At 35.0% G+C, this 25697-nt stretch carries 23 protein-coding genes; 18 read left to right on the forward strand and 5 right to left on the reverse strand.

What is annotated here, in order from left to right:
* The first annotated feature begins 1 nt into the window (after position 1).
* The 18 genes from pgl (at position 2) to yfbR (ending at position 19680) form a co-directional block, all read left to right on the forward strand.
* Positions 2-700 (forward strand): 6-phosphogluconolactonase, encoded by a 699-nt coding sequence (gene pgl, locus DKK79_RS02435; RefSeq protein WP_110422691.1) that lies wholly within the window; start codon positions 2-4, stop codon positions 698-700.
* 371 nt (positions 701-1071) lie between these two features.
* Positions 1072-1518 (forward strand): division/cell wall cluster transcriptional repressor MraZ, encoded by a 447-nt coding sequence (mraZ, locus tag DKK79_RS02440; RefSeq protein WP_034882830.1) that lies wholly within the window; start codon positions 1072-1074, stop codon positions 1516-1518.
* Positions 1519-1533: 15 nt separating this feature from the next.
* Positions 1534-2469: a 16S rRNA (cytosine(1402)-N(4))-methyltransferase RsmH gene (gene rsmH / locus DKK79_RS02445; protein WP_110422692.1), complete on the forward strand. Its 936-nt coding sequence runs from the start codon at positions 1534-1536 to the stop codon at positions 2467-2469.
* Positions 2462-2836 (forward strand): cell division protein FtsL, encoded by a 375-nt coding sequence (gene ftsL / locus DKK79_RS02450; RefSeq protein ID WP_110422693.1) that lies wholly within the window; start codon positions 2462-2464, stop codon positions 2834-2836. The genes rsmH and ftsL overlap by 8 nt, the downstream gene beginning before the upstream one ends.
* Positions 2836-4614, forward strand: coding sequence for a peptidoglycan glycosyltransferase FtsI (gene ftsI / locus DKK79_RS02455; protein ID WP_110422694.1), 1779 nt, complete (start codon positions 2836-2838; stop codon positions 4612-4614). The genes ftsL and ftsI overlap by 1 nt, the downstream gene beginning before the upstream one ends.
* 13 nt (positions 4615-4627) lie before the next feature.
* Positions 4628-6175 carry a UDP-N-acetylmuramoyl-L-alanyl-D-glutamate--2,6-diaminopimelate ligase gene (gene murE, locus DKK79_RS02460; RefSeq protein ID WP_110422695.1) on the forward strand — a complete coding sequence of 516 codons (1548 nt, stop codon included), beginning with the start codon at positions 4628-4630 and terminating at the stop codon, positions 6173-6175.
* Positions 6172-7536 (forward strand): UDP-N-acetylmuramoyl-tripeptide--D-alanyl-D-alanine ligase, encoded by a 1365-nt coding sequence (gene murF / locus DKK79_RS02465; RefSeq protein ID WP_110422696.1) that lies wholly within the window; start codon positions 6172-6174, stop codon positions 7534-7536. The genes murE and murF overlap by 4 nt, the downstream gene beginning before the upstream one ends.
* 4 nt (positions 7537-7540) lie before the next feature.
* Positions 7541-8623 carry a phospho-N-acetylmuramoyl-pentapeptide-transferase gene (gene mraY, locus DKK79_RS02470; protein ID WP_110422697.1) on the forward strand — a complete coding sequence of 361 codons (1083 nt, stop codon included), beginning with the start codon at positions 7541-7543 and terminating at the stop codon, positions 8621-8623.
* A gap of 25 nt (positions 8624-8648) precedes the next feature.
* Positions 8649-9983 (forward strand): UDP-N-acetylmuramoyl-L-alanine--D-glutamate ligase, encoded by a 1335-nt coding sequence (murD, locus tag DKK79_RS02475; protein ID WP_110422698.1) that lies wholly within the window; start codon positions 8649-8651, stop codon positions 9981-9983.
* Positions 9980-11131, forward strand: coding sequence for a cell division protein FtsW (ftsW, locus tag DKK79_RS02480; RefSeq protein ID WP_110422699.1), 1152 nt, complete (start codon positions 9980-9982; stop codon positions 11129-11131). The genes murD and ftsW overlap by 4 nt, the downstream gene beginning before the upstream one ends.
* Positions 11131-12183 carry an undecaprenyldiphospho-muramoylpentapeptide beta-N-acetylglucosaminyltransferase gene (gene murG, locus DKK79_RS02485; protein WP_110422700.1) on the forward strand — a complete coding sequence of 351 codons (1053 nt, stop codon included), beginning with the start codon at positions 11131-11133 and terminating at the stop codon, positions 12181-12183. Before ftsW ends, murG begins: the two co-directional genes overlap by 1 nt.
* Before the next feature lie 131 nt (positions 12184-12314).
* A complete protein-coding gene (murC, locus tag DKK79_RS02490; RefSeq protein ID WP_110422701.1) occupies positions 12315-13763 on the forward strand; it encodes a UDP-N-acetylmuramate--L-alanine ligase in 1449 nt (482 codons plus the stop codon).
* Positions 13764-13765: 2 nt separating this feature from the next.
* Positions 13766-14674 (forward strand): D-alanine--D-alanine ligase, encoded by a 909-nt coding sequence (locus tag DKK79_RS02495; protein WP_110422702.1) that lies wholly within the window; start codon positions 13766-13768, stop codon positions 14672-14674.
* Positions 14675-14688: 14 nt separating this feature from the next.
* Positions 14689-15522 (forward strand): FtsQ-type POTRA domain-containing protein, encoded by an 834-nt coding sequence (locus DKK79_RS02500; protein WP_110422703.1) that lies wholly within the window; start codon positions 14689-14691, stop codon positions 15520-15522.
* 21 nt (positions 15523-15543) lie between these two features.
* The gene (gene ftsA, locus DKK79_RS02505; RefSeq protein ID WP_034882848.1) at positions 15544-16797 is read left to right on the forward strand and encodes a cell division protein FtsA; all 1254 of its coding nucleotides are present in this window, start codon (positions 15544-15546) and stop codon (positions 16795-16797) included.
* Positions 16798-16889: 92 nt separating this feature from the next.
* On the forward strand, positions 16890-18023 hold the full coding sequence (gene ftsZ / locus DKK79_RS02510) for a cell division protein FtsZ (protein ID WP_375334966.1): 1134 nt from the start codon (positions 16890-16892) through the stop codon (positions 18021-18023).
* A gap of 67 nt (positions 18024-18090) precedes the next feature.
* Complete coding sequence (gene lpxC, locus DKK79_RS02515; protein ID WP_034882850.1) at positions 18091-19005, forward strand: UDP-3-O-acyl-N-acetylglucosamine deacetylase; 915 nt, start codon at positions 18091-18093, stop codon at positions 19003-19005.
* Positions 19006-19086: 81 nt separating this feature from the next.
* Positions 19087-19680, forward strand: coding sequence for a 5'-deoxynucleotidase (gene yfbR / locus DKK79_RS02520; RefSeq protein ID WP_110422704.1), 594 nt, complete (start codon positions 19087-19089; stop codon positions 19678-19680).
* A 78-nt stretch (positions 19681-19758) separates the two neighbouring features.
* Here yfbR and DKK79_RS02525 read toward each other — a convergent pair whose 3' ends face one another.
* The 5 genes from DKK79_RS02525 to DKK79_RS02545 all read right to left on the reverse strand — a co-directional run bounded on the left by DKK79_RS02525 (position 19759) and on the right by DKK79_RS02545 (position 25628).
* Positions 19759-20430, reverse strand: a complete 672-nt coding sequence (locus tag DKK79_RS02525) for a response regulator (RefSeq protein ID WP_110422705.1) — start codon at positions 20428-20430, stop codon at positions 19759-19761.
* Between the two features lie 4 nt (positions 20431-20434).
* Positions 20435-22051 carry a DcuS/MalK family sensor histidine kinase gene (gene dcuS / locus DKK79_RS02530; protein ID WP_181415212.1) on the reverse strand — a complete coding sequence of 539 codons (1617 nt, stop codon included), beginning with the start codon at positions 22049-22051 and terminating at the stop codon, positions 20435-20437.
* Between the two features lie 118 nt (positions 22052-22169).
* Positions 22170-23327, reverse strand: a complete 1158-nt coding sequence (locus DKK79_RS02535) for an NAD(P)-dependent malic enzyme (protein ID WP_110422707.1) — start codon at positions 23325-23327, stop codon at positions 22170-22172.
* A gap of 111 nt (positions 23328-23438) precedes the next feature.
* Entirely contained in the window at positions 23439-24734 is a 1296-nt protein-coding gene (locus tag DKK79_RS02540) for a 2-hydroxycarboxylate transporter family protein (protein WP_110422708.1), read from the reverse strand.
* 309 nt (positions 24735-25043) lie between these two features.
* Positions 25044-25628: a hypothetical protein gene (locus DKK79_RS02545; RefSeq protein WP_110422709.1), complete on the reverse strand. Its 585-nt coding sequence runs from the start codon at positions 25626-25628 to the stop codon at positions 25044-25046.
* Positions 25629-25697: the final 69 nt, after the last annotated feature.

A 25697-nucleotide genomic window follows, 5' to 3' on the forward strand; every position in this document is an offset into this window, starting at 1 on the left:
AATGTTTACCTTAAATAAATACCCAAATAGTCAATTGTTAATCGAAGATTTAACCGCTCATATTGTTAAAGAGTTGCAACAGGCTATCAATAATAAAGGACATGCTTCTATTGCCGTATCAGGTGGTAAAACACCTATTCCATTATTTAAACTACTAAGCCAACAAGATTTGGATTGGCACAATGTTTTTATTACATTAGTAGATGATAGATGGGTAGGTGATACCGATGATGCAAGTAATGAGAAATTGGTATTAACTTATTTATTACAAAATAAGGCTAAATTGGCTAATTTTGTTGGTTTGAAGAATAGTTGTGACAATCCATTTGATGGGGCAGAAATTACAGACAAAATATTAAATAAAATCCCTATGCCCTTTGATGTGCTAATTTTGGGAATGGGAGAGGATGGTCATACGGCTTCGCTTTTCCCTGGTGCGACTAATTTAATGGCTGGCTTGGATATGAAATCTGGTCGAAAAGTAGTCGGCATGACACCATTAACAGCACCACTTGACCGTATTACCTTAACATTACCTACTATTTTAGATAGTCAAAATATCTATTTACATTTAGTTGGAGAAAGCAAAATGCAAGTATTAGAACAAGCAGAAAAGGGTGATGATATTAACCAAATGCCGATTCGAGCAATTTTGCAGCAAAATAAAGTCAATGTAATTGGTTTTTGGACTGCATCTTAACGAAATCAACTTTGTCAGTAAAACTGGCAAAGTTATCATCTACCACTTTATATTAGCATCTACACATGATTTTTATCTATATAAAAAATTAATTATTTGTAATTTTTGTCTTAAAAAATCAAAGTCCAATATCTAATAATTACTATAAATTATTCCATTTTATATTTTTGGTTATTTCGCTTGATTTGTTAGTACTTACTCATAATGATATTTTTTTTTGAAATTGTTAGAAATTAATTGATTAAATATCTATTATTTTAGTAACTTTTGTGGTAAAAAGTGGGGTTAAGTGGTAAAAAATAGGGTTTTAATTAATATATTGATTTTTTATTAATTTAAAAACAATAAAAATTAATATTCATGGTGATTTCATGTTCAGTGGTGCAATCTCAGTCAATTTAGATAGTAAAGGAAGAATGGCTATTCCTACTCGCTATCGTGAGTTTTTGACTGATGGTTTAGTTTGTACCATTGGTTTATATCATCCCTGTTTGACAATCTATTCGATGTCTGAATGGCAGAAAATCGAATTACAGCTATCAACATTGTCAACAGTTGTTGAAGCTGAACGTAGAATTAAAAGATTATTATTGGGTTATGCAACGGAATGTAATTTAGATAATGCAGGACGTATTTTACTTCCACCAACATTACGTACTTATGCAAAACTAGAAAAATATACCATGTTTGTAGGCCAATCTAATAAATTCGAGATTTGGGATGAGGCAATTTGGTATCAACAAATTAGTGATGATATTGCTGCATTACCAACTGATGTTGAACACTTATCAGAAAATTTGAAAAGTCTAACAATTTAATAAGAGTAAACAAAGATGGATTATCAACATAAAACTGTTTTGTTAAATGAAGCGGTGGCGGCATTAAATATAAAAAAAAATGGTATTTATGTTGATGGCACTTTTGGACGTGGCGGTCATTCACGTTTAATTCTTGAACAGTTAGGTGAGCATGGAAGATTAATTGCAATTGACCGTGATGAACGAGCTGAACAGGCTGCACTTCAAATAACCGATCCAAGATTTACTTTTATTCGAGGAGAATTTTCTAACGTATATCAATATGTCGATGACTTAGGGCTGTTAGGTGATATAGATGGTTTTTTATTAGATTTGGGTGTTTCATCGCCGCAATTAGATGATCCGCAAAGAGGATTTTCTTTTATGCGTGATGGGCCACTAGACATGCGGATGAATAATAATAAAGGTGTAACTGCGAGTGAGTGGTTACTAAGTAGTGATGAAAATGATATCGCATGGGTTTTAAAAACTTTTGGTGAAGAAAAGTTTGCTAAACGGATTGCTCATGCCATTGTGGAACAAAATAAAGTTTCGCCAATAACTCGAACTTTAGAGTTAGCAGATTTAATTGAAAAAGCAACACCAAAAAAAGATAAAAACAAACACCCAGCAACACGCTCGTTTCAAGCTATTCGAATTTATATAAATAGTGAACTTGAGGAAGTTGAACAAGCCTTAAATAACAGTTTGTCAGTGCTTGCAGATCAAGGAAGACTTGCAGTTATTAGTTTTCATTCGTTAGAAGACAGAATTGTGAAGCAATTTATAAGTAAACAAAGCAAAGGTCCTAATTTACCAGCCGGCTTACCATTAACAGAACAACAGATAAAACAATATGGTAATGTTAAATTAAAATCACTTGGCAAAATTAAGCCGAGCAATAATGAAATATATGGTAACCCGCGTTCTCGTAGCGCGATATTGAGGATTGCAGAAAGGAAAAATGAATAATAACAATGAAATTTATCCGAGAACAGGTGTTGATAGACACAATCAAAAAAGATCAAGCAAAAGTTTACTTGGTTTGATTTTTAGTGATTTGCTCGGTCATCAGAAAATTTCGTTATTGCTATTGGTTCTTATTGTTATTTCGGCTGGAGCAGTATTAGTTACAACTCAGCAAGTTCGTAAACAATTATTTGAACGTGAGCAATTATTACTCGAACAAGATGTATTAGAAAGTGAATGGCGTAATTTAGTTATTGAAGAAAATGTACTAGCTGATCCAAAACGTGTTGAAGATAAAGCAAAAAATCAATTGGGCATGTCATATGTGACACCGCAAAATGAAACCGTTATTGTGATAAAGAGTAAATAATGAAGTTTACTAATATAACTAAAAAAAATAATGTAAAACAAGTAACTAGGTTGAATAAAGGGAATAAATTAAATAGCAAAAAACAAATTTATACCCGAACTCGATTTTATCTTGTTTATGGTTTTATTATTTTAGCCATTATTAGTTTACTCGTACGAATGGCTATTTTACAGATAATAGAACCCGATAAGTTAATAGCTGAAGCTAATAAACGCTCAATTCGTCATCAAGAAATGAGTGCACTAAGAGCTATGATTACCGATCGTAATGGCAGAGCGCTAGCAGTGAGTGTACCTATGTATGATGTTTGGGCTGACCCCAAAGTTGTTATACAAAAAGGTGGTGTTGATCGTAATGATATTCGTTGGCAAGGGTTGGCAAAAACTTTGAATATTCCAATGCCGACACTTGAGCAAAAATTGGATAATTCGTCGATGCGATTTGTTTATCTATCTAAACAAATTACTCCAACAACAGCGGATTATTTAAAACAATTAAACTTACCGGGGATATCGTTTGCTAAAACGTCTAAACGTTATTATCCGGCAGCGGAAAATGTAGCGCAATTAATAGGTTTAACTGATGTTGACGAAAACGGTAGCGAAAAAGGTTCGGAAGGAATTGAAAAAAGCTTTAATAAATGGTTGATGGGTGAATCTGGACAACGCATTATTAGGCGAGATCGTGCGGGAAGAGTTATAGAAGAATTAGAAAGAACAGATAGTGAAGTTGCTTCTGATTTGACGTTAAGTATTGATGAACGTTTACAATCTCTGGTTTATAGTGAGCTTAGCCAAGCTGTTCAATTTAACAAAGCTGATAGTGGTACAGCAGTTTTAATTGATGTTCATACCGGTGAAATATTAGCGATGGCAACTAGTCCATCCTATAACCCGAATAATCGTTCTTCAATTGATTATAGTTTGTTACGAAATCGAGCAATAACGGATGCATTTGAGCCAGGCTCCACAGTTAAACCTTTAGTTGTGATGGCCGCATTAGAGAAAAAAATAGCTGATTTAAATACGGTTATTGACACTAGCCCATTTTTGGTTAACCGATATGAAATTAAAGATGTTTCTTATCAAAAATCACTTAATTTGGCCGGTATCTTGGAAAAATCAAGTAACGTTGGTGTAAGTAAATTAGCGTTACAAATGCAATCAAGTGATCTTGTTGAGTTTTACAGCCGTTTTGGGTTAGGACAACCGACAGAACTAGGTTTAGGTGGCGAAGTGAGTGGTTCTATTGCTGCTGACAGAACAAGGAAATGGGCTGATATTGAACGGGCGACGTTTTCTTTTGGTTATGGGTTAAGTGTTACGCCATTACAATTAGCTAGGGCATATGCAACTATTGGCAATTATGGAATTTATCGACCAGTTTCAATATTGAAAGTAACCCAACCCGTTGAAGGTAAACGTGTTGTAAGTGAAAAAATAGCTAAAACAGTTGTACAAATGATGGAAGCGGTTGCTGTAACAGGTGGTGGTACTAAAGCCTCCGTTCCAGGATATAGTGTAGGTGTTAAAACTGGTACAGCTAAAAAACTGTCTGGTGGGCGGTATGTTAATCAATATTTAGCTTACACAGCCGGCATCGCACCAGCAACAGGGCCTAAATATTCACTAGTGGTTATTATCGATAATCCAAAGGCCGGACAATATTATGGTGGCTCTGTTTCGGCCCCTGTTTTTAGTCGAATTATGGGTGGAGTACTTAGAACAATGAATGTAAAACCAGACCGCAAAGTTGATGGTCAAATGATTGTATATTAGTAGGTGGGAAACAATGGCAACCAACACATTTAAAACTTTATATAAATTATTAGGTGGCAATAATCTAGCCGTAGTTGATTTTCCTCTTAATCGCTTAATAACTGACAGTCGAAAAGTAAAAAAAGGCGATGTGTTTATTGCTATTAAAGGATTTACCGTTAATGGTAAAGACTTTATTCCTCAAGCTATTTTGTCTGGTGCTGAAGTTGTTCTCATTGAAACCAACAGAAAATCAAATGATTTGAAAATTGATTATTTAAAACAGAAAGACCAAAGAATCATTCCACAAATAAGAGTGTTTCAACTTTCTCAAAAATTATCAAAAATTGCAGCCGACTTTTATCATTCTCCTTCTAAGCATTTATCTGTCATCGGCGTAACCGGGACAAATGGTAAAACGACAATTACCCAACTAATCGCTCAATGTGTGACATTATTAAATAAAAAAGCCGGATTGTTAGGTTCAATCGGTAATGGTATTTATAATCATCTTGAACCTTCAGTAAACACCACTTTATCTGCAGTTGAATTACAGTCTTATTTAGCTGATTTTGTAGCAAAACGTGTTCAAGTTGTGGCAATGGAAGTTTCTTCTCATGGCTTATCGATGAATCGGGTAAAAGAATTACATTGTGCCGCAACTGTATTTACCAATCTAAGCCGAGATCATCTTGATTATCATATAACGATGAATAGGTATGCTAAGGCAAAATGGTCGCTATTTAGTGCTGATAAAAAAGAAAAAAACGTAGCAAGTTCGGGTAAGTCAATTATTAATTATGATGATCTATATGGGCGACGTTGGATAGAAAAGCTATACGACGTAACCGCGGTTTCATGTCAACCTAAATCATTACGTCGCCTGAAAACCTTGGAAAAAAATTATGTTGGTGTGTCGATGATTGAATATCATGATAAAGGCGCCCAAATTCATATGGAATCGAGCTGGGGAAATGCCATTATTCATAGCCGATTATTAGGTGAGTTTAATGTATCTAATTTACTATTAGCTGTAGCAACCTTATTGACACTTGATTATCCATTTTATGCAGTCGTTAATATGGCATCGTATCTTAAGCCAATTTGCGGTCGTATGGAGGTTATACAGGTAAAAAATAGCCCAACAGTAATTATTGATTATGCGCATACACCAGATGCTCTACAAAAAGCATTACAAGCTAGCCGTATTCATTGTAAAGGACAATTATGGGTGATTTTTGGTTGCGGCGGTGATAGAGATGCAGGTAAAAGACCATTAATGGCTGAAGTTGCTGAACAATTTGCCGATAAGATTATATTAACCAATGATAACCCTCGTACAGAAGATGAGATAAAAATTATTCATGATATAGAGCAGGGGCTAATTAACACAAAAAATGTACAAATTATTACTGATAGAGTGCAAGCTATCACCAAAACCCTTGCTCAAGCTAAATCCGATGATGTGATTTTAATTGCTGGAAAAGGACATGAAGATTATCAAATTATTGGAAAAACAAAGCATCATTATTCAGATCAAGAAACGGTAAAACAGATTTTAGGAGTAGAGAATCAATCATGATTCCTTTAGTTATTAAGCAAATTAAGACAATCGTCAATGGAACATCTTATCATATTCAAGATGAAGAATTGGCTATTAAAGAAATTTGTACTGATTCACGTAAAATTACTGATCAATGCTTATTTATTGCCTTGGTTGGTGAAAAATTTGATGGTCATTTATTTGCTAAACAAGCTGTTGAAGCTGGTGCTAGTGTGGTAATAGTTAACCATAAAATTGATGACGATATTCCGCAAATAGTGGTAAATGATACTTATATAGCATTAGGTGAAATTGCTGAATTTGTAAGAGATCAGAGTTCGGCAAAATTTGTGGCATTAACTGGGTCATCGGGCAAAACATCAGTAAAAGAAATGACTGCTACTATTTTACAGCAGTGTGGTGAAACACTTTATACTCAAGGTAATTTTAATAATGATATTGGCGTTCCATTAACCTTATTAAGATTAACTAAACAAGATCAATTTGCGGTTATTGAACTGGGAGCCAATCATATTGGTGAAATTGCCTATACTACTCGCTTAGTAAAACCTAAGAGTGCACTAATCAATAATATTGCTTTGGCTCACATTGAAGGTTTTGGTTCACTTGAAGGGGTCGCAACTGCTAAAGGTGAAATCTTTGAGGGGTTGGCTGATGATGGCATTGCAATTATTAATTTAAATAGTTGTTCAGACAAATGGTTAAAAGATTTGAAAAATAAAACTGTTTGGACTTTTTCAATAGATGATTCTTTAGCAGATTTTTATGCCAGCAATATAAAAATTATGGATCAGACAGTTTTTACGTTACATACCCCAATTGGTAAGAGCGAAATTAGCTTACCGTTAGTTGGTGAGCACAATATATCTAATGCAATAGCGGCATCCGCTTTAGCAATATCAGTAGGTGCAACTTTAACACAAGTTAACAAAGGGCTGGCAGCGTCTAAGTCTGTAAAAGGAAGGCTCTACCCAGTTAGACTAAATCAAACGCAATTAATTTGGGATGATTCATATAATGCGAACGTTGGTTCAATGTCAGCTGCTATTCATGTTTTAGCAACTCAACCAGGATATCGAGTTTTAGTCGTGGGTGATATGGCTGAATTAGGTAAAGATGCGGGAAGTTATCATCAACAGATTGGCGAATTAGCAAAACAACAAAAAATAGATTGCGTTGTTAGTGTTGGTAATTTAAGCGAATTTATTAGTCAGTTTAGCGGTGTTGGTCATCATTTTATTGATAAACCAAAAGCAGTGGAGTATTTGTTAATGTTACTACGTCAACATCCAACCTTAACTATGTTAGTTAAAGGTTCTCGTAGTGCAAAAATGGAAGAACTAATCGCAGAAATTAAATCAAAAATAGGTCAGGATTAAAATTATGTTGGTGTGGATATCAGAATATTTAGTTAAATATTTTACTTTTTTTAATGTTATTTCTTATCTAACGGTGAGAGCTATTCTTGCATTATTAACATCATTAACGATTTCATTAATTATGGGACAAAAAGTAATTGATTGGTTGCAAAAATTACAAATTGGTCAAGTTATTCGCCATGATGGTCCTGAATCTCATTTAAGTAAAAAAGGAACACCAACAATGGGGGGTACACTTATATTAGCCTCCATTTCAATTTCAGTTTTTCTCTGGGCGGATTTGCGTAATCCTTATGTTTGGGTGGCATTATTTGTTTTAATTGGTTACGGTATTGTTGGGTTCGCTGATGATTATCTAAAAGTAATACGCAAAAATACTGATGGTTTAATTGCTAGATGGAAATATTTTTGGCAGTCAGTAATTGCATTAATTGTGGCTTTTGGACTTTATGCATATGGCAAAGATAGTTCTGTTACCGTTTTAGTTGTCCCATTCTTTAAAGATATTATGCCGCAATTAGGTTTATGGTTCATTCTACTGACTTATGTGGTTATTGTTGGCGCGGGTAATGCGGTAAATTTAACCGACGGTCTTGATGGATTGGCAATTATGCCAACAGTTTTTGTTGCTGCTGGTTTTGCTCTTGTTTCGTGGGCTACCGGTAATGTGAATTTTGCTGCTTATTTACAAATTCCATATATTAAATTCAGTGGCGAACTAATGATTGTTTGTACTGCAATTATTGGTGCCGGTCTTGGTTTTTTATGGTTTAACACCTATCCGGCTATGGTCTTTATGGGCGATGTTGGTTCATTAGCCTTAGGTGGAGTGTTTGGTATTATTTCTGTTTTACTAAGGCAAGAGTTCTTATTGTTAGTTATGGGTGGTATTTTTGTTATTGAAACATTATCCGTTATCTTACAAGTAGGTTCGTTTAAATTAAGAGGTAAACGAATTTTCAAAATGGCACCAATTCATCATCACTATGAATTAAAAGGATGGCCAGAACCAAGAGTTATTGTCCGATTTTGGATTATCTCACTAATGTTGGTGGTAATTGGTTTACTAACCTTGAAATTACGTTAAATAAAAAATAGAGCAGGATTGAATTATGGTTGACTATCAAGGTAAAAAAATTGTTATTATCGGATTAGGTATTACAGGACTTTCCTGTGTTGACTATTTCCTTGCTCAGAATGTTATTCCGAAAGTAATTGATACTCGTCTGTCGCCGTCTGGATTAGATCAATTAGATGATTGTATTATTTATCATTTAGGTAATCTTGATGTAGATTGGCTATTTGAAGCCGATCTAATTGTTGCAAGTCCGGGTATCGCCTTATCAACACCTGAGTTGCAAAAAGCGAGAGAAAAAGGTATTGAGATTATTGGTGATATTGAACTTTTTTGCCGTGAAGTAAATCAACAAAAAAATAAAGATGTTATTGCCATTACCGGTGCCAATGGGAAAACGACTGTTACTACCTTGGTTGGTGATATTGTCAAATCAGCTGGATTAAAAGTTGGTGTTGGTGGCAATATTGGTGAACCTGCTTTGTCGCTATTGAAACAAGATTATGATGTTTATGTACTTGAACTATCGAGTTTTCAATTAGAAACGACATCAAGTTTACAAGCTTCAGTGGCGACGATTTTGAATATTTCCGAAGACCATATGGATCGTTATCCTCTAGGGTTAATGCAGTATACAGCAGCTAAGCAACGCATTTATCATAATGCCAAATGTTGTGTAATTAATCATGATGATAAATTAACCATACCAACTACTAATCATCATCACTGCGTCTCATTTGGTATGAAGGCGGGGGATTATCATTTAGATGCGAATTATGAATATCTAATTGCGCAAAATCAGCCGATTTTATCGACTAAATCAATGAAATTAATTGGCTGTCATAATTATCTAAATGCGTTAGCGGCATTAGCTATCGCCGATAATTTGAATATAGCTCGTGATTCAAGTTTAAAAACAATTGCTAATTTTCAAAGTTTACCTCATCGCTTTGAATTAGTATTTGAAAATAATGATGTGAAATGGATTAATGATTCTAAAGCAACTAATGTAGGTAGTACTGAAGCAGCTTTAAACAGTGTTATCTGTAATGGAAAACTATTTTTATTGTTAGGTGGTGATGGAAAATCAGCAGACTTCACCCCTTTGATTCCTTATTTAAAAAATAGAAATATTGAAATTTTCTGTTTTGGACGTGATCGCGATTTACTTGCTAATTTAGTTCCTAATATCACAACCATTACAGAGACCATGTCTGAGGCTATTGAATGTATAGCTAAAAAAGTGGCACCAAAAGATGTTGTATTACTTTCGCCAGCTTGTGCCAGTTTAGATCAATTTAAAAATTATGTTGAACGCGGAAATCTTTTTGCACAACTTGCTATTGAATATACACAAAGGAGTAGAAAATGACACTCTTTTGGATTAAAAAAAAAGTTAATCCAAATATTCCATTTGATAACCAATTACTTTGGACGGTAATTGGTTTAATGACTTTCGGTTTGATTATGGTGACCTCTTCATCAATGGCGTTTAGTGAGAGTGCCCCTTTCTTTTATGCGCAACGTGAATTAGTTCAAATTGGAATGTCGCTCTTTTTGATGTGTATCGCTTTATGTATTCCTATGCAGCGTTGGCAACAATTTGGTTCTGTGTTATTAATCATTACAATTATTATGTTGATAACAGTTTTGATAATTGGTTCTTCGATTAATGGTGCATCACGCTGGATTCCGTTAGTTTTTTTTAATTTTCAGCCAGCTGAACTTTCTAAGTTATCTTTATTCTTATTTTTAGCCAGTTATTTAGCACGTAAATCAGAGGAAGTGCAAAGTAGATTTTGGGGTTTTTTTAAACCCATGGCAGTTTTGTCAATTTTGTCAATCTTGTTACTTGTACAACCTGACTTAGGTACGGTGATTGTATTGTTCACGGTAACGATTGGCATATTATTTATTGCTGGTGCTCAATTATGGCAATTTATTGCAATTTTGAACTCAGGTATTGGTACCGTTGTTAGTCTAATTATATACGAATCTTATCGTTTAACTCGTTTAATGACATTCCTTGATCCATGGCAATATGCTACAGGCGCAGGCTATCAGCTAGTTGCTTCATTAATGGCCATTGGTAATGGAGGAATAACTGGTCAAGGGATAGGTAATTCAATTTTTAAATTACGTTATCTGCCTGAATGTCATACAGATTTTATATTTTCAATCATTTCTGAAGAGTATGGATTCATTGGTGTTGTCGCTTTATTGTTTTTACTCTTCTTTTTAACATTTAAAGCATTGGCAATAGGCTATCGGGCGTTAAATGAAGGTTTGCAATTTTCTGGCTATTTAGCTTGTGAAATTGGCATTTGGTTTGGTTTTCAGACCTTTGTTAATGTTGGCGTAACATCCGGTATGTTACCTACAAAAGGTCTAACCTTACCATTTATTAGTTATGGCGGTTCAAGCCTTATCATAATGAGTATTGCTGTTGCAATATTACTAAGAATAGATTTTGAGTTTAGACAACAACAAACTCAAGCAAGAATAAGGTCGATAAAATAATGAAAAAATTATTAGTTATGGCTGGCGGTACCGGTGGACATGTATTCCCGGGCATTGCTGTCGCACATTATTTAATGGAACAAGGTTGGCAAGTAAGGTGGCTAGGTACAGCTGATCGTATGGAAGCTCATCTAGTACCGGAAAATGGAATTGATATAGATTTTATTCAAATATCAGGTCTACGTGGAAAAGGTAAACTGGCATTATTAAAAGCGCCTTATAAAATATTAAAAGCCGTTTTGCAAGCAAGAAAAATTTTAAAAGCTTATCGTCCCGATGTTGTGTTAGGTATGGGGGGATATGTTTCTGGACCAGGTGGTATCGCTGCTAAAAGTTTAGGTATCCCAGTTGTATTACATGAACAAAATGGCATTGCTGGATTAACCAACAAATATTTGGCTAAAATTGCGACAAAAGTATTACAAGCTTTTCCAACTGCATTTCCCAATGCTGAAGTGGTGGGAAACCCGGTACGTAGTGATTTATTAACAATTGAAGATCCGAGTGAAAGATTTAAAAATAGACAAGGTCCTATTCGAATATTAGTTATGGGCGGAAGTCAAGGAGCCAAAGTCATCAATACAGTTGTGCCTCGAGTAATTGCAAAATTGTCTGATAAGTTTGTTGTTTGGCATCAGACTGGTAAAGGAATGTTAGATGAGGTAGTCAAATCTTATCAGTTCTGTGATATGACAAAGAACCAAATCACAGAGTTTATTACTGATGTTAAAGAAGCTTATAATTGGGCTGATATCGTAATTTGTCGAAGTGGTGCATTAACGGTAAGTGAAATAGAAGTTGTTGGTATTGGTGCTATTTTTGTGCCATTTATGCATAAAGATCGCCAGCAATTCTGGAATGCAAAATCTCTAGCTGATATTGATGCTGCTAAGATTATTGAACAACCTGATTTCAATGATGACTCTTTATTTCAATTACTTGCAAACTTAAGCCGTGAAGATTTAGTTGATATGGCGGTAAAAGCGAAAAGTTTATCAATTACAAATTCGACAGAAAGGGTGGCAGAAACGTTGATTTCAGTGGTAAAATAGCTAATTTTATTTATAATTTTAACTAATGTTCTGATTAAGTTTATAAGATTTAAAAATGCAGTTATTTAATTAATAATTGTCTAATAACTTTTCAAGACCTAAACAAAAAATAACTAACTAGGGGTTTAAGAGTGAATACTAAGGAATTAGCTGAATTAAGAGCAATCATTCCAGAAATGAAACGTGTCAAGCATATCCATTTTGTGGGCATTGGTGGCGCAGGAATGGGTGGTATTGCCGAAGTTCTTGCTAATGAAGGATATCAAATTAGTGGATCCGATATTGCTGAAAATGCGGTAACTCAGCATTTAGAAACATTAGGCGCAAAGATAGTGATTGGACATGCCGCTGAAAATATTATTAGTGCAAGTGTTGTGGTTATCTCATCAGCGATTTCTCAAGATAACATTGAAGTTGTTGCCGCTAGAGAAGCTCGTATTCCTGTTATCCAACGGGCGGAAATGTTAGCTGAATTAATGCGTTTTCGCTATGGCATTGCTATTGCAGGAACTCATGGTAAAACCACGACCACCGCGATGGTTACCGCAATTTATGCAGAAGCCAAACTCGATCCAACTTTTGTTAACGGTGGTTTAGTTAAGGCAGCTGGAACACACGCTAGATTAGGCAGTAGCCGTTATTTTATCGCTGAAGCAGATGAAAGTGATGCCTCATTTTTACATTTGCAGCCAATGGTGTCGATAGTAACCAATATTGAACCTGACCATATGGATACTTATCAAGGAAGTGTTGAAAATCTCAAACAAACTTTCATCTCTTTTTTGCGTAATATTCCTTTTTATGGCTTAGCTATTATGTGTTATGACGATCCTATTAACCGAGAATTATTACCAGTTGTAGGCCGTAAAATTATTACTTATGGTTTTAGTGACGAAGCGGATGTTGTTATTAAAAATTACCGTCAAGAACGCGGTATAAGTTACTACACAGTTTGTCGACCTGATCGTGATGATTTAGAAATTGAATTAAATGCGCCTGGTAAACATAACGCGTTAAATTCAGCCGCAGCAATTATAGCCGCCACTGAAGATGGTATTGATGATGATTCAATTATTCAAGCACTAGCAAAATTTGCTGGAACTAGTCGACGTTTCGACTTATTAGGTGTTTTTCCATATGGAAATAATCAAGATATTATGATGGTTGATGATTATGGACATCACCCTAGTGAAGTTAATGCTACGATTCAAGCGGCTAGAAATGGTTGGCCAGATCGACGCTTAGTTATGTTATTTCAACCGCATAGATATACGCGAACTCGGGATCTATTTGACGATTTTGCCCAAGTACTTTCTCAAGTAGATGCATTAGTCATGTTAGATGTCTATTCTGCTGGAGAACAACCTATTGCCGGTGCTGATAGTCGTTCACTTTGCCGTTCAATTAGAAATCGTGGCAAAGTTGATCCAATTTATGTTTCTGATTTAGATCTTTTACCTGAAATAATGAAAGAAGTATTACAAGGTGGGGATTTGTTGTTAACCCAAGGTGCTGGAAGTGTTGGTCGTATAGCTCGTCAACTAGCCAGTAACCCATTATTTTCAAAAGAGGTTTTATAATAATGATTGATAAGGTTGCTGTGTTATATGGTGGGACCTCAGCTGAAAGAGAAGTATCCCTAAAATCAGGTCAAGCGGTTCTTGCTGGGTTGCAAGCAAATGGTATCGATGCGCATCTTATTGATACTAAAGATCATTGTATAACCAATTTGAAGCAAGAAGGGTTTACTAAAGCTTTCATTATTTTGCATGGTCGAGGTGGTGAGGATGGTATAACGCAAGCTATTTTGACTTATCAAAACATTCCTTATACTGGTAGCGATGTTTTGTCATCAGCATTAACCATGGATAAGTTAAAAACAAAATTAGTTTGGAAATCACTAGGTTTACCCGTTGCTGATTATGTTACGGTTGATAAATCGCAAACAATTAATATTGATAATATTGTTACACAACTTGGATTACCGTTATTTGTTAAACCGAGTCATGAAGGTTCAAGTGTTGGTATGACAAGAGTTAATAAGGCTGAAGAATTAAAAGATGCAATTGATATTGCGTTCAAATATGATAATAACGTAATGGTTGAATCATTCTTAGCTGGCGCCGAATTTACGGTTGCGATTGTTGGTGAAGAAGTTTTACCTGCAATTTACATTAAACCGGCTACCAATTTTTATGACTATGATGCAAAGTATTTATCTGATAAAACCCAATACTTCTGTCCAAGTGGATTATCTGATGAGAAAGAACAAGAAATTCGTAAACTAGCTTTAGATGCTTACAAAGCAGTTGGCTGTCGAGGATGGGGGAGAGTAGATATTATGTTTGATGAGAATCAAAAACCATATTTACTCGAAGTAAATACAGCTCCCGGTATGACGGATCATAGTTTAGTGCCAATGGCGGCTAAAGAGTATGGATGGTCATTTAGTGAATTAGTTAAACGTATTTTACAATTAGCGACCGTTTAACTGGCCTTGTTTTTATGAAAAAAGTACAACAAGCAGCGCATAAACGAGAGAATCAGAAAAGAAGAAAGCTGCTTGTTTTTCATAATTTAGAGCAAATGATAGGTTTTTTGTTCTTTATTATCATTATTAGTATTAGTGTTTGGACAATAAATTGTGTTAAAAATTGGTTGGAAGATCCAGATCAAATGGTTTTATCACAATTGACGTTTGGTGGGGATCATGCTTTCACAACCGAAGGTGATCTTAGGCAAGCGATTTTAGGATTAGGTTTGCCAAATACCTATATAGGACAAGATGTTGATGATATTCAGCAAGAAATTATGCGATACCCTTGGATTAAACAAGCAAGTGTACGTAAACAGTGGCCGGACAGATTAATTGTTTATATTGAGGAATATAAACCTGCATTTTATTGGAATGACTTATATTTGCTTGATGATGCTGGAAATGTATTTAGTGTGCCATTTGATCGTTTGGGTCAGTTGCAATTACCAAGAATTTATGGACCTGAAGGTAAAGCAAAGTCAATGTTAGAAACGTATGTTAAGTTAGACGCAATTTCTAAAAAGTTAGCTAATAATAAGTTTGCATCAGAAATTAAAGTTGCTATAGCTGATGATCGTAATGCTTGGCAATTGATGATTAAACAATGCACAGCTGATTTATGTTCTGAAAATCAGGAGATAAAATTGATAATTGGCAGTGAAAACATAGAACAACATTATTACCAATTTATCAAATTATTCCCTGAAATTTTCTCAAGAATGCCAGCTGATGAAAAAATAACGGCTGCTGATTTACGGTATGAAAACGGTATCTCAGTGCAACGCGAAAAAATATCGCAATGAGAAATAAATAAAGGCTGAAGTATGAAAACAACAGAGAAAAAATTAGTTGTTGGACTTGAAGTGGGCACATCCAAAGTCCTCGCCCTTGTTGGTGAAGTACTTCCTGATGGTGTGGTCAATATTATTGGTGTTGGACATTGCCCATCAAAAGGTGTTGATAAAGGTGGAGTTAATGACCTTGAATCGGTCGTTAAATCAATCCAACGAGCTATAGACCAAGCTGAATTAATGGCTGATTGTCAAATATCTTCTGTTTATTTAAGTCTGTCTGGTAAACATATTCGCTGTCAAAATGAAATTGGTATGGTGCCAATCGCTGATGAAGAAGTGACAGAAGAAGATGTTGAAAATGTTGTGCATACAGCTAAGTCAGTTCGTATTTTAGATGAACATCGTATTTTACATGTCATAGCGCAAGAATATTCAATTGATCTACAAGAAGGCATTAAAAACCCGATTGGATTGTCTGGTGTAAGAATGAAAGCCAAAGTTCATTTGGTCACCTGCCATAATGATATGGCAAGAAATATAGTGAAAGCCGTTGAACGTTGTGGTTTAAAAGTTGACCAACTTATTTTTTCAGGGTTGGCATCGAGTTATGCAGTATTGACAGATGATGAAAAAGAATTAGGTGTTTGTGTCATTGATATTGGTGGCGGAACAATGGATGTTACAGTTTATACTGGTGGTGCATTACGCCATTCCGTTGTTATTCCTTATGCAGGCAATGTTGTCACTAGTGACATTGCTTATGCATTTGGTGCGCCACCAATGGATGCTGAAAATATAAAAATTCGTTATGGGTGTGCAATTGGTTCATTAGTTGGTAAAGATGAAGTTATTGATGTTCCTAGTGTTGGTGGACGTCCATCTCGTTCATTGCAACGGCAAACATTGGTTGATGTGATTGAACCACGTTATTCAGAGCTTTTATCATTAGTACAAAAAGAGTTACTAATATTACAAGATGAACTTAAAAAGCAAAATTTCAAATATCAATTGGCAGCAGGGATAGTTTTAACCGGTGGAGCTGCGCAAATTAAAGGTATGGTTGAATGTGCTGAAAAAGTATTTCAAAATCAAGTACGTATTGGCTATCCTTTGAATATTTCAGGATTAACTGATTATGTACAAAAGCCATATTGTTCAACAACCGTAGGGTTATTGCATTATGGCAAAGAAAGTTTATTAAATGATGATACTAAAAATAGTAATAAATCATCTTTTAAAGGGATAGCTAAAAGATTCACCAGTTGGTTTAAAAAAGAATTTTAGCTATTATATCTGATAACTTCGTAGACATTGTAGCTTGTTATCTGTACAATGTCATAAGATCTTAAATTTGGAGATAAGTTATGTTTGAGCCTATGGTTGCAGATGATGAGCCAGCAGCAGTCATTAAAGTTATTGGTGTCGGTGGCGGCGGCGGTAATGCTGTTGAGCATATGATTGCTGAACATATTGAAGGCGTTGAGTTTTTTGCAGCAAATACTGATGCACAAGCATTGAAAAGAATTAAAGTTAGTCAAACTATCCAAATCGGAAATAATATCACCAAAGGACTTGGTGCCGGAGCTAATCCAGAAGTGGGGAGAAATTCAGCAGAAGAAGATCGTGATGTTATTCGTAGTGCGATTGAAGGTGCCGACATGGTTTTCATTGCAGCCGGAATGGGTGGCGGGACAGGAACTGGTGCAGCCCCAGTTGTGGCAGAAATAGCTAAAGAACTTGGTATTTTAACTGTTGCTGTTGTTACCAAGCCTTTTGGATTTGAAGGTAAAAAACGTATGGCTTTTGCTGAGCAAGGTATTGCTGAGCTTGCTAAACATGTTGACTCTCTTATCACAATTCCAAATGACAAATTATTAAAAGTATTAGGTCGTGGCGTTAAACTATTAGATGCATTTGCTGCTGCTAATGGTGTTTTAAAAGGTGCGGTACAAGGTATCGCAGAATTAATTACTAAACCAGGTCATATCAACGTTGACTTTGCAGACGTTAGGACTGTAATGTCTGAAATGGGATACGCGATGATGGGTTCTGGTCGTGCAAGTGGTGATAACCGTGCCGAAGAAGCCGCTGAAATGGCAATTTCAAGCCCATTGCTTGAAGACATTGATCTATCTGGTGCACGAGGTGTTTTAGTTAATGTCACTGCTGGACTTGATCTTGGGTTAGAAGAATTTGAAACGGTTGGTAGTACAGTTAGGGCTTTTGCTTCTGACAATGCAACGGTGGTTGTTGGTACAACATTTGATCCTGATATGTCAGATGAAATTCGTGTTACAGTGGTTGCTACTGGTATAGGTATGGATAAACGCCCTGAAGTTAAAATCACTAAACCAGCGGCACAACATGGTTCATTGTTTGGTCAAACAAATCATATACCACCGCAACAAGAAGAGCCAATGCCTAAAGTGGTTAATGAACCAGCTGTTTCGCCATTAGAAGAACATAAAATTTTAGATATTCCTGCTTTTATTCGTAAGCAGGCTAATTAGTATTGAACTTATTTGATTTTTTATTGTCTAATAGATAATAGAAGCAAATAACAAAAGTAGGTGCAAAGTGAAACAAAGAACCTTAAAAAAGACAATTCAAGCAACTGGTGTCGGTTTACATACTGGCAAAAAAGTTACTTTGACATTACGTCCAGCGCCAGAAAACACAGGTGTTATTTATCGTCGTACAGATTTAAATCCGTATGTTGATTTTCCTGTGGATGCTAAATCAGTGCGTGATACGATGCTTTGTACCTGTTTGGTTAATGAAGATAACGTTCGCATTTCCACTGTTGAACATATCAATTCAGCATTAGCAGGGCTTGGTATCGATAATATTATTATTGAAGTAAATGCACCCGAAATTCCAATCATGGATGGTAGTGCTAGCCCATTTGTCTACTTATTGTTAGATGCCGGCATTACTGAACAAAATGCATTGAAAAAGTTTTTACGAGTTAAAGAAACTATTCGTGTTGAAAATGGAGATAAATGGGCAGAAGTAAGACCATATAGTGGTTTTCGTTTAGATTTTACTATTGATTTTCGTCATCCAGCTATTGATAACAGTTCACAACGTTATCAATTGGATTTTTCTTCTGAGTCTTTTATTCGTCAAATTAGCCGGGCAAGAACTTTTGGTTTTATGCGTGATATTGAAGCACTGCAATCTAAAGGTCTATGTTTAGGTGGAAGCTTAGATTGTGCAATAGTTGTTGACGATTATAAAGTTCTTAATGAAGATGGTCTTCGTTTTGAAGATGAGTTTGTACGTCATAAAATGTTAGACACCATCGGCGATTTATACATGTGTGGTCACAATATGATTGGTGAAGTAGTTTGTTATAAATCAGGTCATGCTTTGAATAACCAACTATTGCAAGCGTTACTAGCTAAACAAGATGCGTGGGAATATGCAACATTTGATGAAGAACAAAATGTTCCGGTTGCTTTAGGAACAAGACAACTTGTTTTGGCATAAGTAATTAAAATCGTATAGTCAATTTAATAACGCTTCCGCTTCGGAGGCGTTTTTTTATTTTGTAATTAATGAGAAAATCATATGAATAACAGTCATTTTTTTGCTCACTTATCGCGTTTAAAATTGATTAATCGTTGGCCGTTAATGCGTAATGTTAGAACAGAAAATGTATCAGAACATAGCCTGCAAGTTGCCTTTGTTGCACATGCTTTAGCGATTATCAAAAACAAACGATTTAATGGTAATGTTAATCCTGAACGTATTGCACTATTGGCAATGTATCATGATGCATCAGAAGTGTTAACAGGGGATTTACCGACACCAACTAAATATTACAATCCACAAATCACTTCTGAATATAAAAAGATTGAAAAAATAGCTCAGCATAAACTGATTAATATGTTGCCAATAGAGTTGCAAGATGATTTTAAAATATTAATTGATGACGATTATTATGATGAAACTGAAAAAAACATTGTAAAACAAGCAGATGCATTGTGTGCCTATCTTAAAACAATTGAAGAACTTAGTGCAGGTAATAATGAATTTAAACTAGCGGAACAGCGTTTGAAAAAAACATTGTCAGAACGAAATACCCCTGAAATGGATTACTTTTTAGAAATATTTGTACCAAGTTTCAGTTTATCTTTAGATGAGATTACGATGGATAAATAGTTTTAACCAACGGCTTAACCTATTACAATATTTAAACAATGTGTAATAAGCTTTAGATAAGGTAATAATTAATATCAACTATTTTTGATAAATATAACGTTTTACTGGACGACCAATTGGTAGATAAGTTAAATGGCTTTCTATTTCACCTAACTCTTCTAAATAATCAAGGTACTTTTTGACCGATATCCTAGATAAGGGAATTAATTCAACAATATCGCTCATCGAAAAATCTTGTTGATAGTTGACAATAACATCACGTACTGATTGTAAAGTTTGCGCATCAATTCCTTTTGGTAATCGATTTGTGGTATTAAAATTTTTAGTAAAAATACGATCATCTAATTGATTTTGATTAAGTATTTCAGCAGATGATAATAGGCGAATTCGTTCTTGATAGGAAATCAAAGCCGTACGAAATCTCTCAAAAGTAAAGGGTTTAACAATATAATCAATGACACCCAAACGTAATGCTGTTTGGATGTCATTGGTATTACATGCGGCGGTCACCATAATGATATCTATTTTAGGATAGCTGATTCGAATATATTTCAGTAGATCAAGACCATTCAGTTTTGGCATAAAAACATCAAGCAACAACAGATCTATATGGTTATCATGGATAAAATGGAGTGCTTGTTCTCCATTAGTAACCGTTGCCGCTAAATTAAAGCCGGTAAGTTTTTGTAAATATTTTTTATTAAGTTCCGCTACCATTGGATCATCTTCAACAATTAAAACTTCTACCATATGATTATTTCTTCCTATAAATCTCTTTTAGTGGTAATAATACCTTAAAGCAAGTCCCTTTTTTATTATCAGAATCACATAATTGAATATGTCCATCTAACTCATCAATACTAGCTAACACTAAATAAAGCCCAAATCCTCGATTATCTCCCTTCGTTGAATAACCTTTTTGAAAAATATACTGAATATCGTTTTCAGAAATACCTTCACCATTATCATTAATTTCAATTTCAAAATTGGTGTTATCAATGACCAGACTTACTTTGATCTGCTTATCATCCAAAAATTGAACCGCATCTAGGCCGTTATCAATTAAATTGCCAAGTATTGTAACTAAACTATGTGTTACAGATGTATCTGTTATTATCGCTAAAACACCATCAATGTTAAATGTTAAGGTTACATTTAGTTCTCGTGCTCGGCTAAATTTGCTATTTAAAAATCCTGCTATAATAGGATCTTTGATATATTGGCTAACCAGTTTAGATTCAGCTTGTTGATTACCGATAATTTCTTCTAGATAATCAATTAATTCCAATTTATTATCGTTAAAAGCTAACCCATAAATGACATGTAATTTGTTATTAAATTCATGAGATTGTGAGCGTAAAGCATCAGCATAACGATTAACACCAGTTAAGTTTTCAGCCAATTTACGGACTTCTGTCATATCTCTAAATGAAGCAATAGCACCAACTAAAGCATCATTAACGAATAATGGGGTTCTATTGGTTAGTATCACAACACCATTGATATTTTGTTCACAATCATATTCAGCATTTCCACTCATCATCACTTCATATAACCGAGTATTGGGAATAAAGTCACCAACAGGTAAACCAATAATACTTTCTTTATTTTTTTTGATGCGTAAAATTCTAATCGCTTCATCGTTAATCTGGGTGATTAAACCATCTCGATTGATGACCACAATTCCTTCTTTTACCGTTCGAATAATGGCATTTCGCTCAGCAAACAGTTGTGCCATCTGAATAGGTTCAAGACCATATAAAATTTTCTTTATATTACGGGATAACAAATAAGCTAAAAGAATGGCAATTGATAACGAAGCAAATAATGATAACCAAATCGGCTGACTTGTTCTTGACGCTAAATGATTAATTTTTTGCAGAGTTTGACCAACCAAAACGGCACCAATTTGTTGATTTTTATCATTCATGATTGGCTTAAATGCTCGAACAGAATCTCCTAAGGTTCCCTTGGCAATTGAAGTATAGGACTCACCATTTAAAGCGCGTTGTTCATCTCCGCCGACAATTGTTTGCCCGATTTTCTGTTCATCCGGATGTGAATATCTTACTCCTTGCATATTGAATATCACAATAAAATCGGTTTGTGTTAATGCTCTGGATTGTTCTGTTGTTGCCTGAATGGTGGCAATATTTCCCGTCGTTGGGTTCTGTATCGCTTCAATAATACTTTGTGATGTCGAGATAATATTAGCAATATTTTCGACGCGATGACGAGAATTGATAAGATACTCATTATTCACCACATGAACAATATAAATATTTTGGGCAATAACCGAAAGTATAAACACCAAGCAAATTAAGCTTATCAACTTAACTTTGAGAGGTAATTTGTTAAATAAATATTTCATTATCATTTGCTGTATAAAAAGCGATCACTTAACTATCATAACTGATTAGTCAAGAAACCTACTAATAAATTTTATATTAGCAGGTTTTTAGTTAATTTAATGGATCTATAAACAATCACTATTGTTTAGCAGCATTTTTAACACTTTCGGCAACCACCTTGGCCACATTTGGTTCGAAAGCGTTCGGCAATATACAATCAACTGATAGTTTTTCTGGTGTAATAATGTTAGCTAGCCCTTTGGCTGCTGCAAGTTGCATGGTTAATGTAATATTTTTTGCTCTGGCATCTAATGCACCTCTAAATATACCGGGGAATGCCAAGACATTATTGATTTGATTTGGATAATCACTGCGCCCTGTACCGACAATAAATGCACCAGCTGCTTTAGCTTCATCTGGAAATATTTCTGGTGTCGGATTTGCCATAGCAAAAATAATCGATTTTTCCGCCATTGTTTTAACCCAATCCGCTTTCAATACTCCGGGAGCCGATACACCAATAAATACATCAGCACCGTTAACTGCATCTTGTAAAGTACCTTTTTGTCTATTCTTATTAGTTCTTTTCGCCATAGCTAAATGGTGTGGTGGTAAAGTAAGATCATCTTCGGATAATATACCAATTTTATCGACAATTTTAAGATCGGTTACGCCAGCAGCTAATAACATGTCGGCGATCGCTAAACCAGCAGCGCCGCCGCCATTAATCACTACCTTGACCGATTCGATCGATTTACCAGCAACTTTAAGTGCATTATATAGCGCTGCTAATACCACTATTGCTGTACCATGTTGATCATCGTGAAATACCGGAATATCTAATAGTTCTTGCAATCGTTTTTCAATTTCAAAACATCTTGGTGCACTGATATCCTCTAAATTGATACCGCCAAATGAAGGTGCTAATGCTGCAATATGTTTGACTAGCTCATCTGGATCTTGGGTATTAATTGATAAAGGAATGGCGTCCACATTAGCAAATTGTTTGAATAAAATTGCCTTACCTTCCATAACAGGAATAGCTGCTTCAGGTCCAATATTTCCTAATCCCAATACAGCAGAACCATCCGTAATAACCGCAACCAAATTGCGTTTACTGGTATATTCATAAACTGACTCAGGATTTTTAGCAATTTCAGTACACACCGCAGCAACGCCAGGTGTATAAGCAACACTAAGATCTGCCATTGAATTAACCGGTACTTTCGAATGAGTTTCAAATTTACCATGCATTTGTTTACTGATTGCTAACGCTTTCTCTTGTACTGTTGTCATAATGCTTACCTTTTTAAATATTTAATCTATGTTTGGATATTTTGTGATACTAAATCAATATTTATCTCAAACGGTTTATCAAACGGTTAATTGATACCTTTTTCTATAAAATTACATATGTAAATAACGCATTAGTGCTGTGGTACCTATCACCATTAAAGCTCCGCCTAATCGTGTTGCAACTTGGGCAAAAGGCATTAAGTTCATTCTATTGGCAGTAGAAAGTATTGCTACGTCACCAGTTCCCCCCATACCACTTTGGCAAGATGAAATAATGGATGCTTCAACGGGATACATTTTTAAGAAGAAGCTACAGACAAATCCAGTCATCGAAACGGTGAAAACAATCGCAATAATGGTAATAAAATATGGGATAGTTAATACTTTAACCACACTTTCTAAATCGATGTAAAGCAGACCTAGACCAGCCATTAATGGGAAGGTAAAATTGCCTGAAATAAATTTGTACCATTGTTGGCTACCGCGTTCGACACTCGCAGGTAATAGACGAAAATATTTAACCACAGCGGTTGCAATGATCATTAAAACTGGACCAGGAAAATGAGTTACTTTTTCTAAAATCATGCCAAATATAAATAGTGTCGCTAAAATCATTACTGCGCCACTCATTACTCTTGCATCAAGTGGTGTCTTATCATCTTTTAACGCTTCAGCTAAGCCATCAAACTCAATTTTTACTAACTGACCATGACCACTCAAGTGAGGTTTAACTTCACCAATTCGGCTCATAATTGCCGTAAAAGTGATTGCAAAAAAGTTACCTACTACAGTTGCAGGTATTAATGCACTAACGAAAGTATTATAATCTTGATTAAGGATGTTGCTATAAGCATTGGAGAGCTGTAAAACCCCTTCACCAATTCCTCCTGCCATTACCGGTGAAACCGTATAAAAGAAGGCGTGCTCCCAATCATCGCCAAAAGCGACAGCAACAGAGACACCAACTAATGCAGCTAAGCACATTCCTAATAACATTGGTATCATCATTCGAATAAAGCCTTGAACTAGAATGACTCGATGCATACCAAGAATACTACCGCACACTAAACTGGCGATATAAAAGAGTAAAAAGTTAGAATCCTTCATTAGCATCTTGGTTGCTGATAAGGTATTTTCATCAAAAACATGATAGTAAACCAATAATGAAGGAACAATAAGTGATAATATCGCAGGGGCGCCAAATTTTTTGAAAAATGGAATGTTCTGCCCGAGAGTTCCTAAAAACCAACCTAAAGGTAATATCACTGCAAAACCACCAATTAGGGTTTTAGGTAGCATATCTAATTGAGCAGCAATAATAACGATAATGGAACAAACTAGAAATAGGGGAAGGGGGAGTGAACCTATATACATTTTGTTTTCTTTTATATCTTGGATTATGCTCATAACTAAACCTCTTTATGTTTTTTTATAGTACATATGCAGTATAGTTATGCAGTTAGAAATCAGAAGAATAAGAAAGTTAACTAACTGATTTTGTAATTAATGTAAGTTTATTATGAATTTTATTATTGATTTATAAAGACTTTTATATTGAAGAGATCATCTAAAATGACAAAATTAGTAATGACTAATTTATTAGGATGATTTTTATAAAATGCTATCGAAAAATGATTCAATAAGTCATTTTTCATCTATTTTTAAACTCAAAAACCCCGTTCCTCAACTTTTTTAAAGAGGAAAGGGGGGCGGTTATTAACGCAATAAGCAGGCTTGAATTTTATCAACTTCGTTATTAAGCGCTTCAATAACCAAATCAGGATGGGCTCTTTCTATGGTTTTTACATTTTCAAAACCCTCATTGCCAAAAGATCCAGTATTCTGCTGAGCTTGTTTGATATTGCTGAATAAATAACGAATATTATTGGCATTGCGGGTTGTAGTTAAAGTATAACTGACAAAATATTTAGATTGTGATTGATAATTGGTAACAGCATTGGCAACAATGTTATTTCCTTCAACTAATTTGATGGTTTCTCCACCATTGATAGTAATTGCTTGTTGGGTTGGCATATTATAATAAGGCCACCATGCAGAACCTAAATAGTTTTCACTGTTCAAAACTACTGGGCTATTATCAAGTTCTTGTGCTATACAGAGTGATAATGAAGAACGAAGTAAGGTAATAGGACGAGAAGTGCTGTACTTATTTATAATATCTACTTTCGAAGAGTTTTGCGTGATCTCTACCCCTTGCGTTTGATAGATTGACAGCATTTTGTGAGAAGCGCAACTAGTTAACAATGTGACTAAAACAGTAAAACCAATCAACTTTCTCATAACTCATCCTTTTTTCGTTAGATTGGTTTAATTCTATATTGTTATACAAGGATTTACTAGTATTTAGAA

Source organism: Gilliamella apicola (genome assembly GCF_003202915.1).
GTDB classification, from domain to species: domain Bacteria; phylum Pseudomonadota; class Gammaproteobacteria; order Enterobacterales; family Orbaceae; genus Gilliamella; species Gilliamella apicola_Q.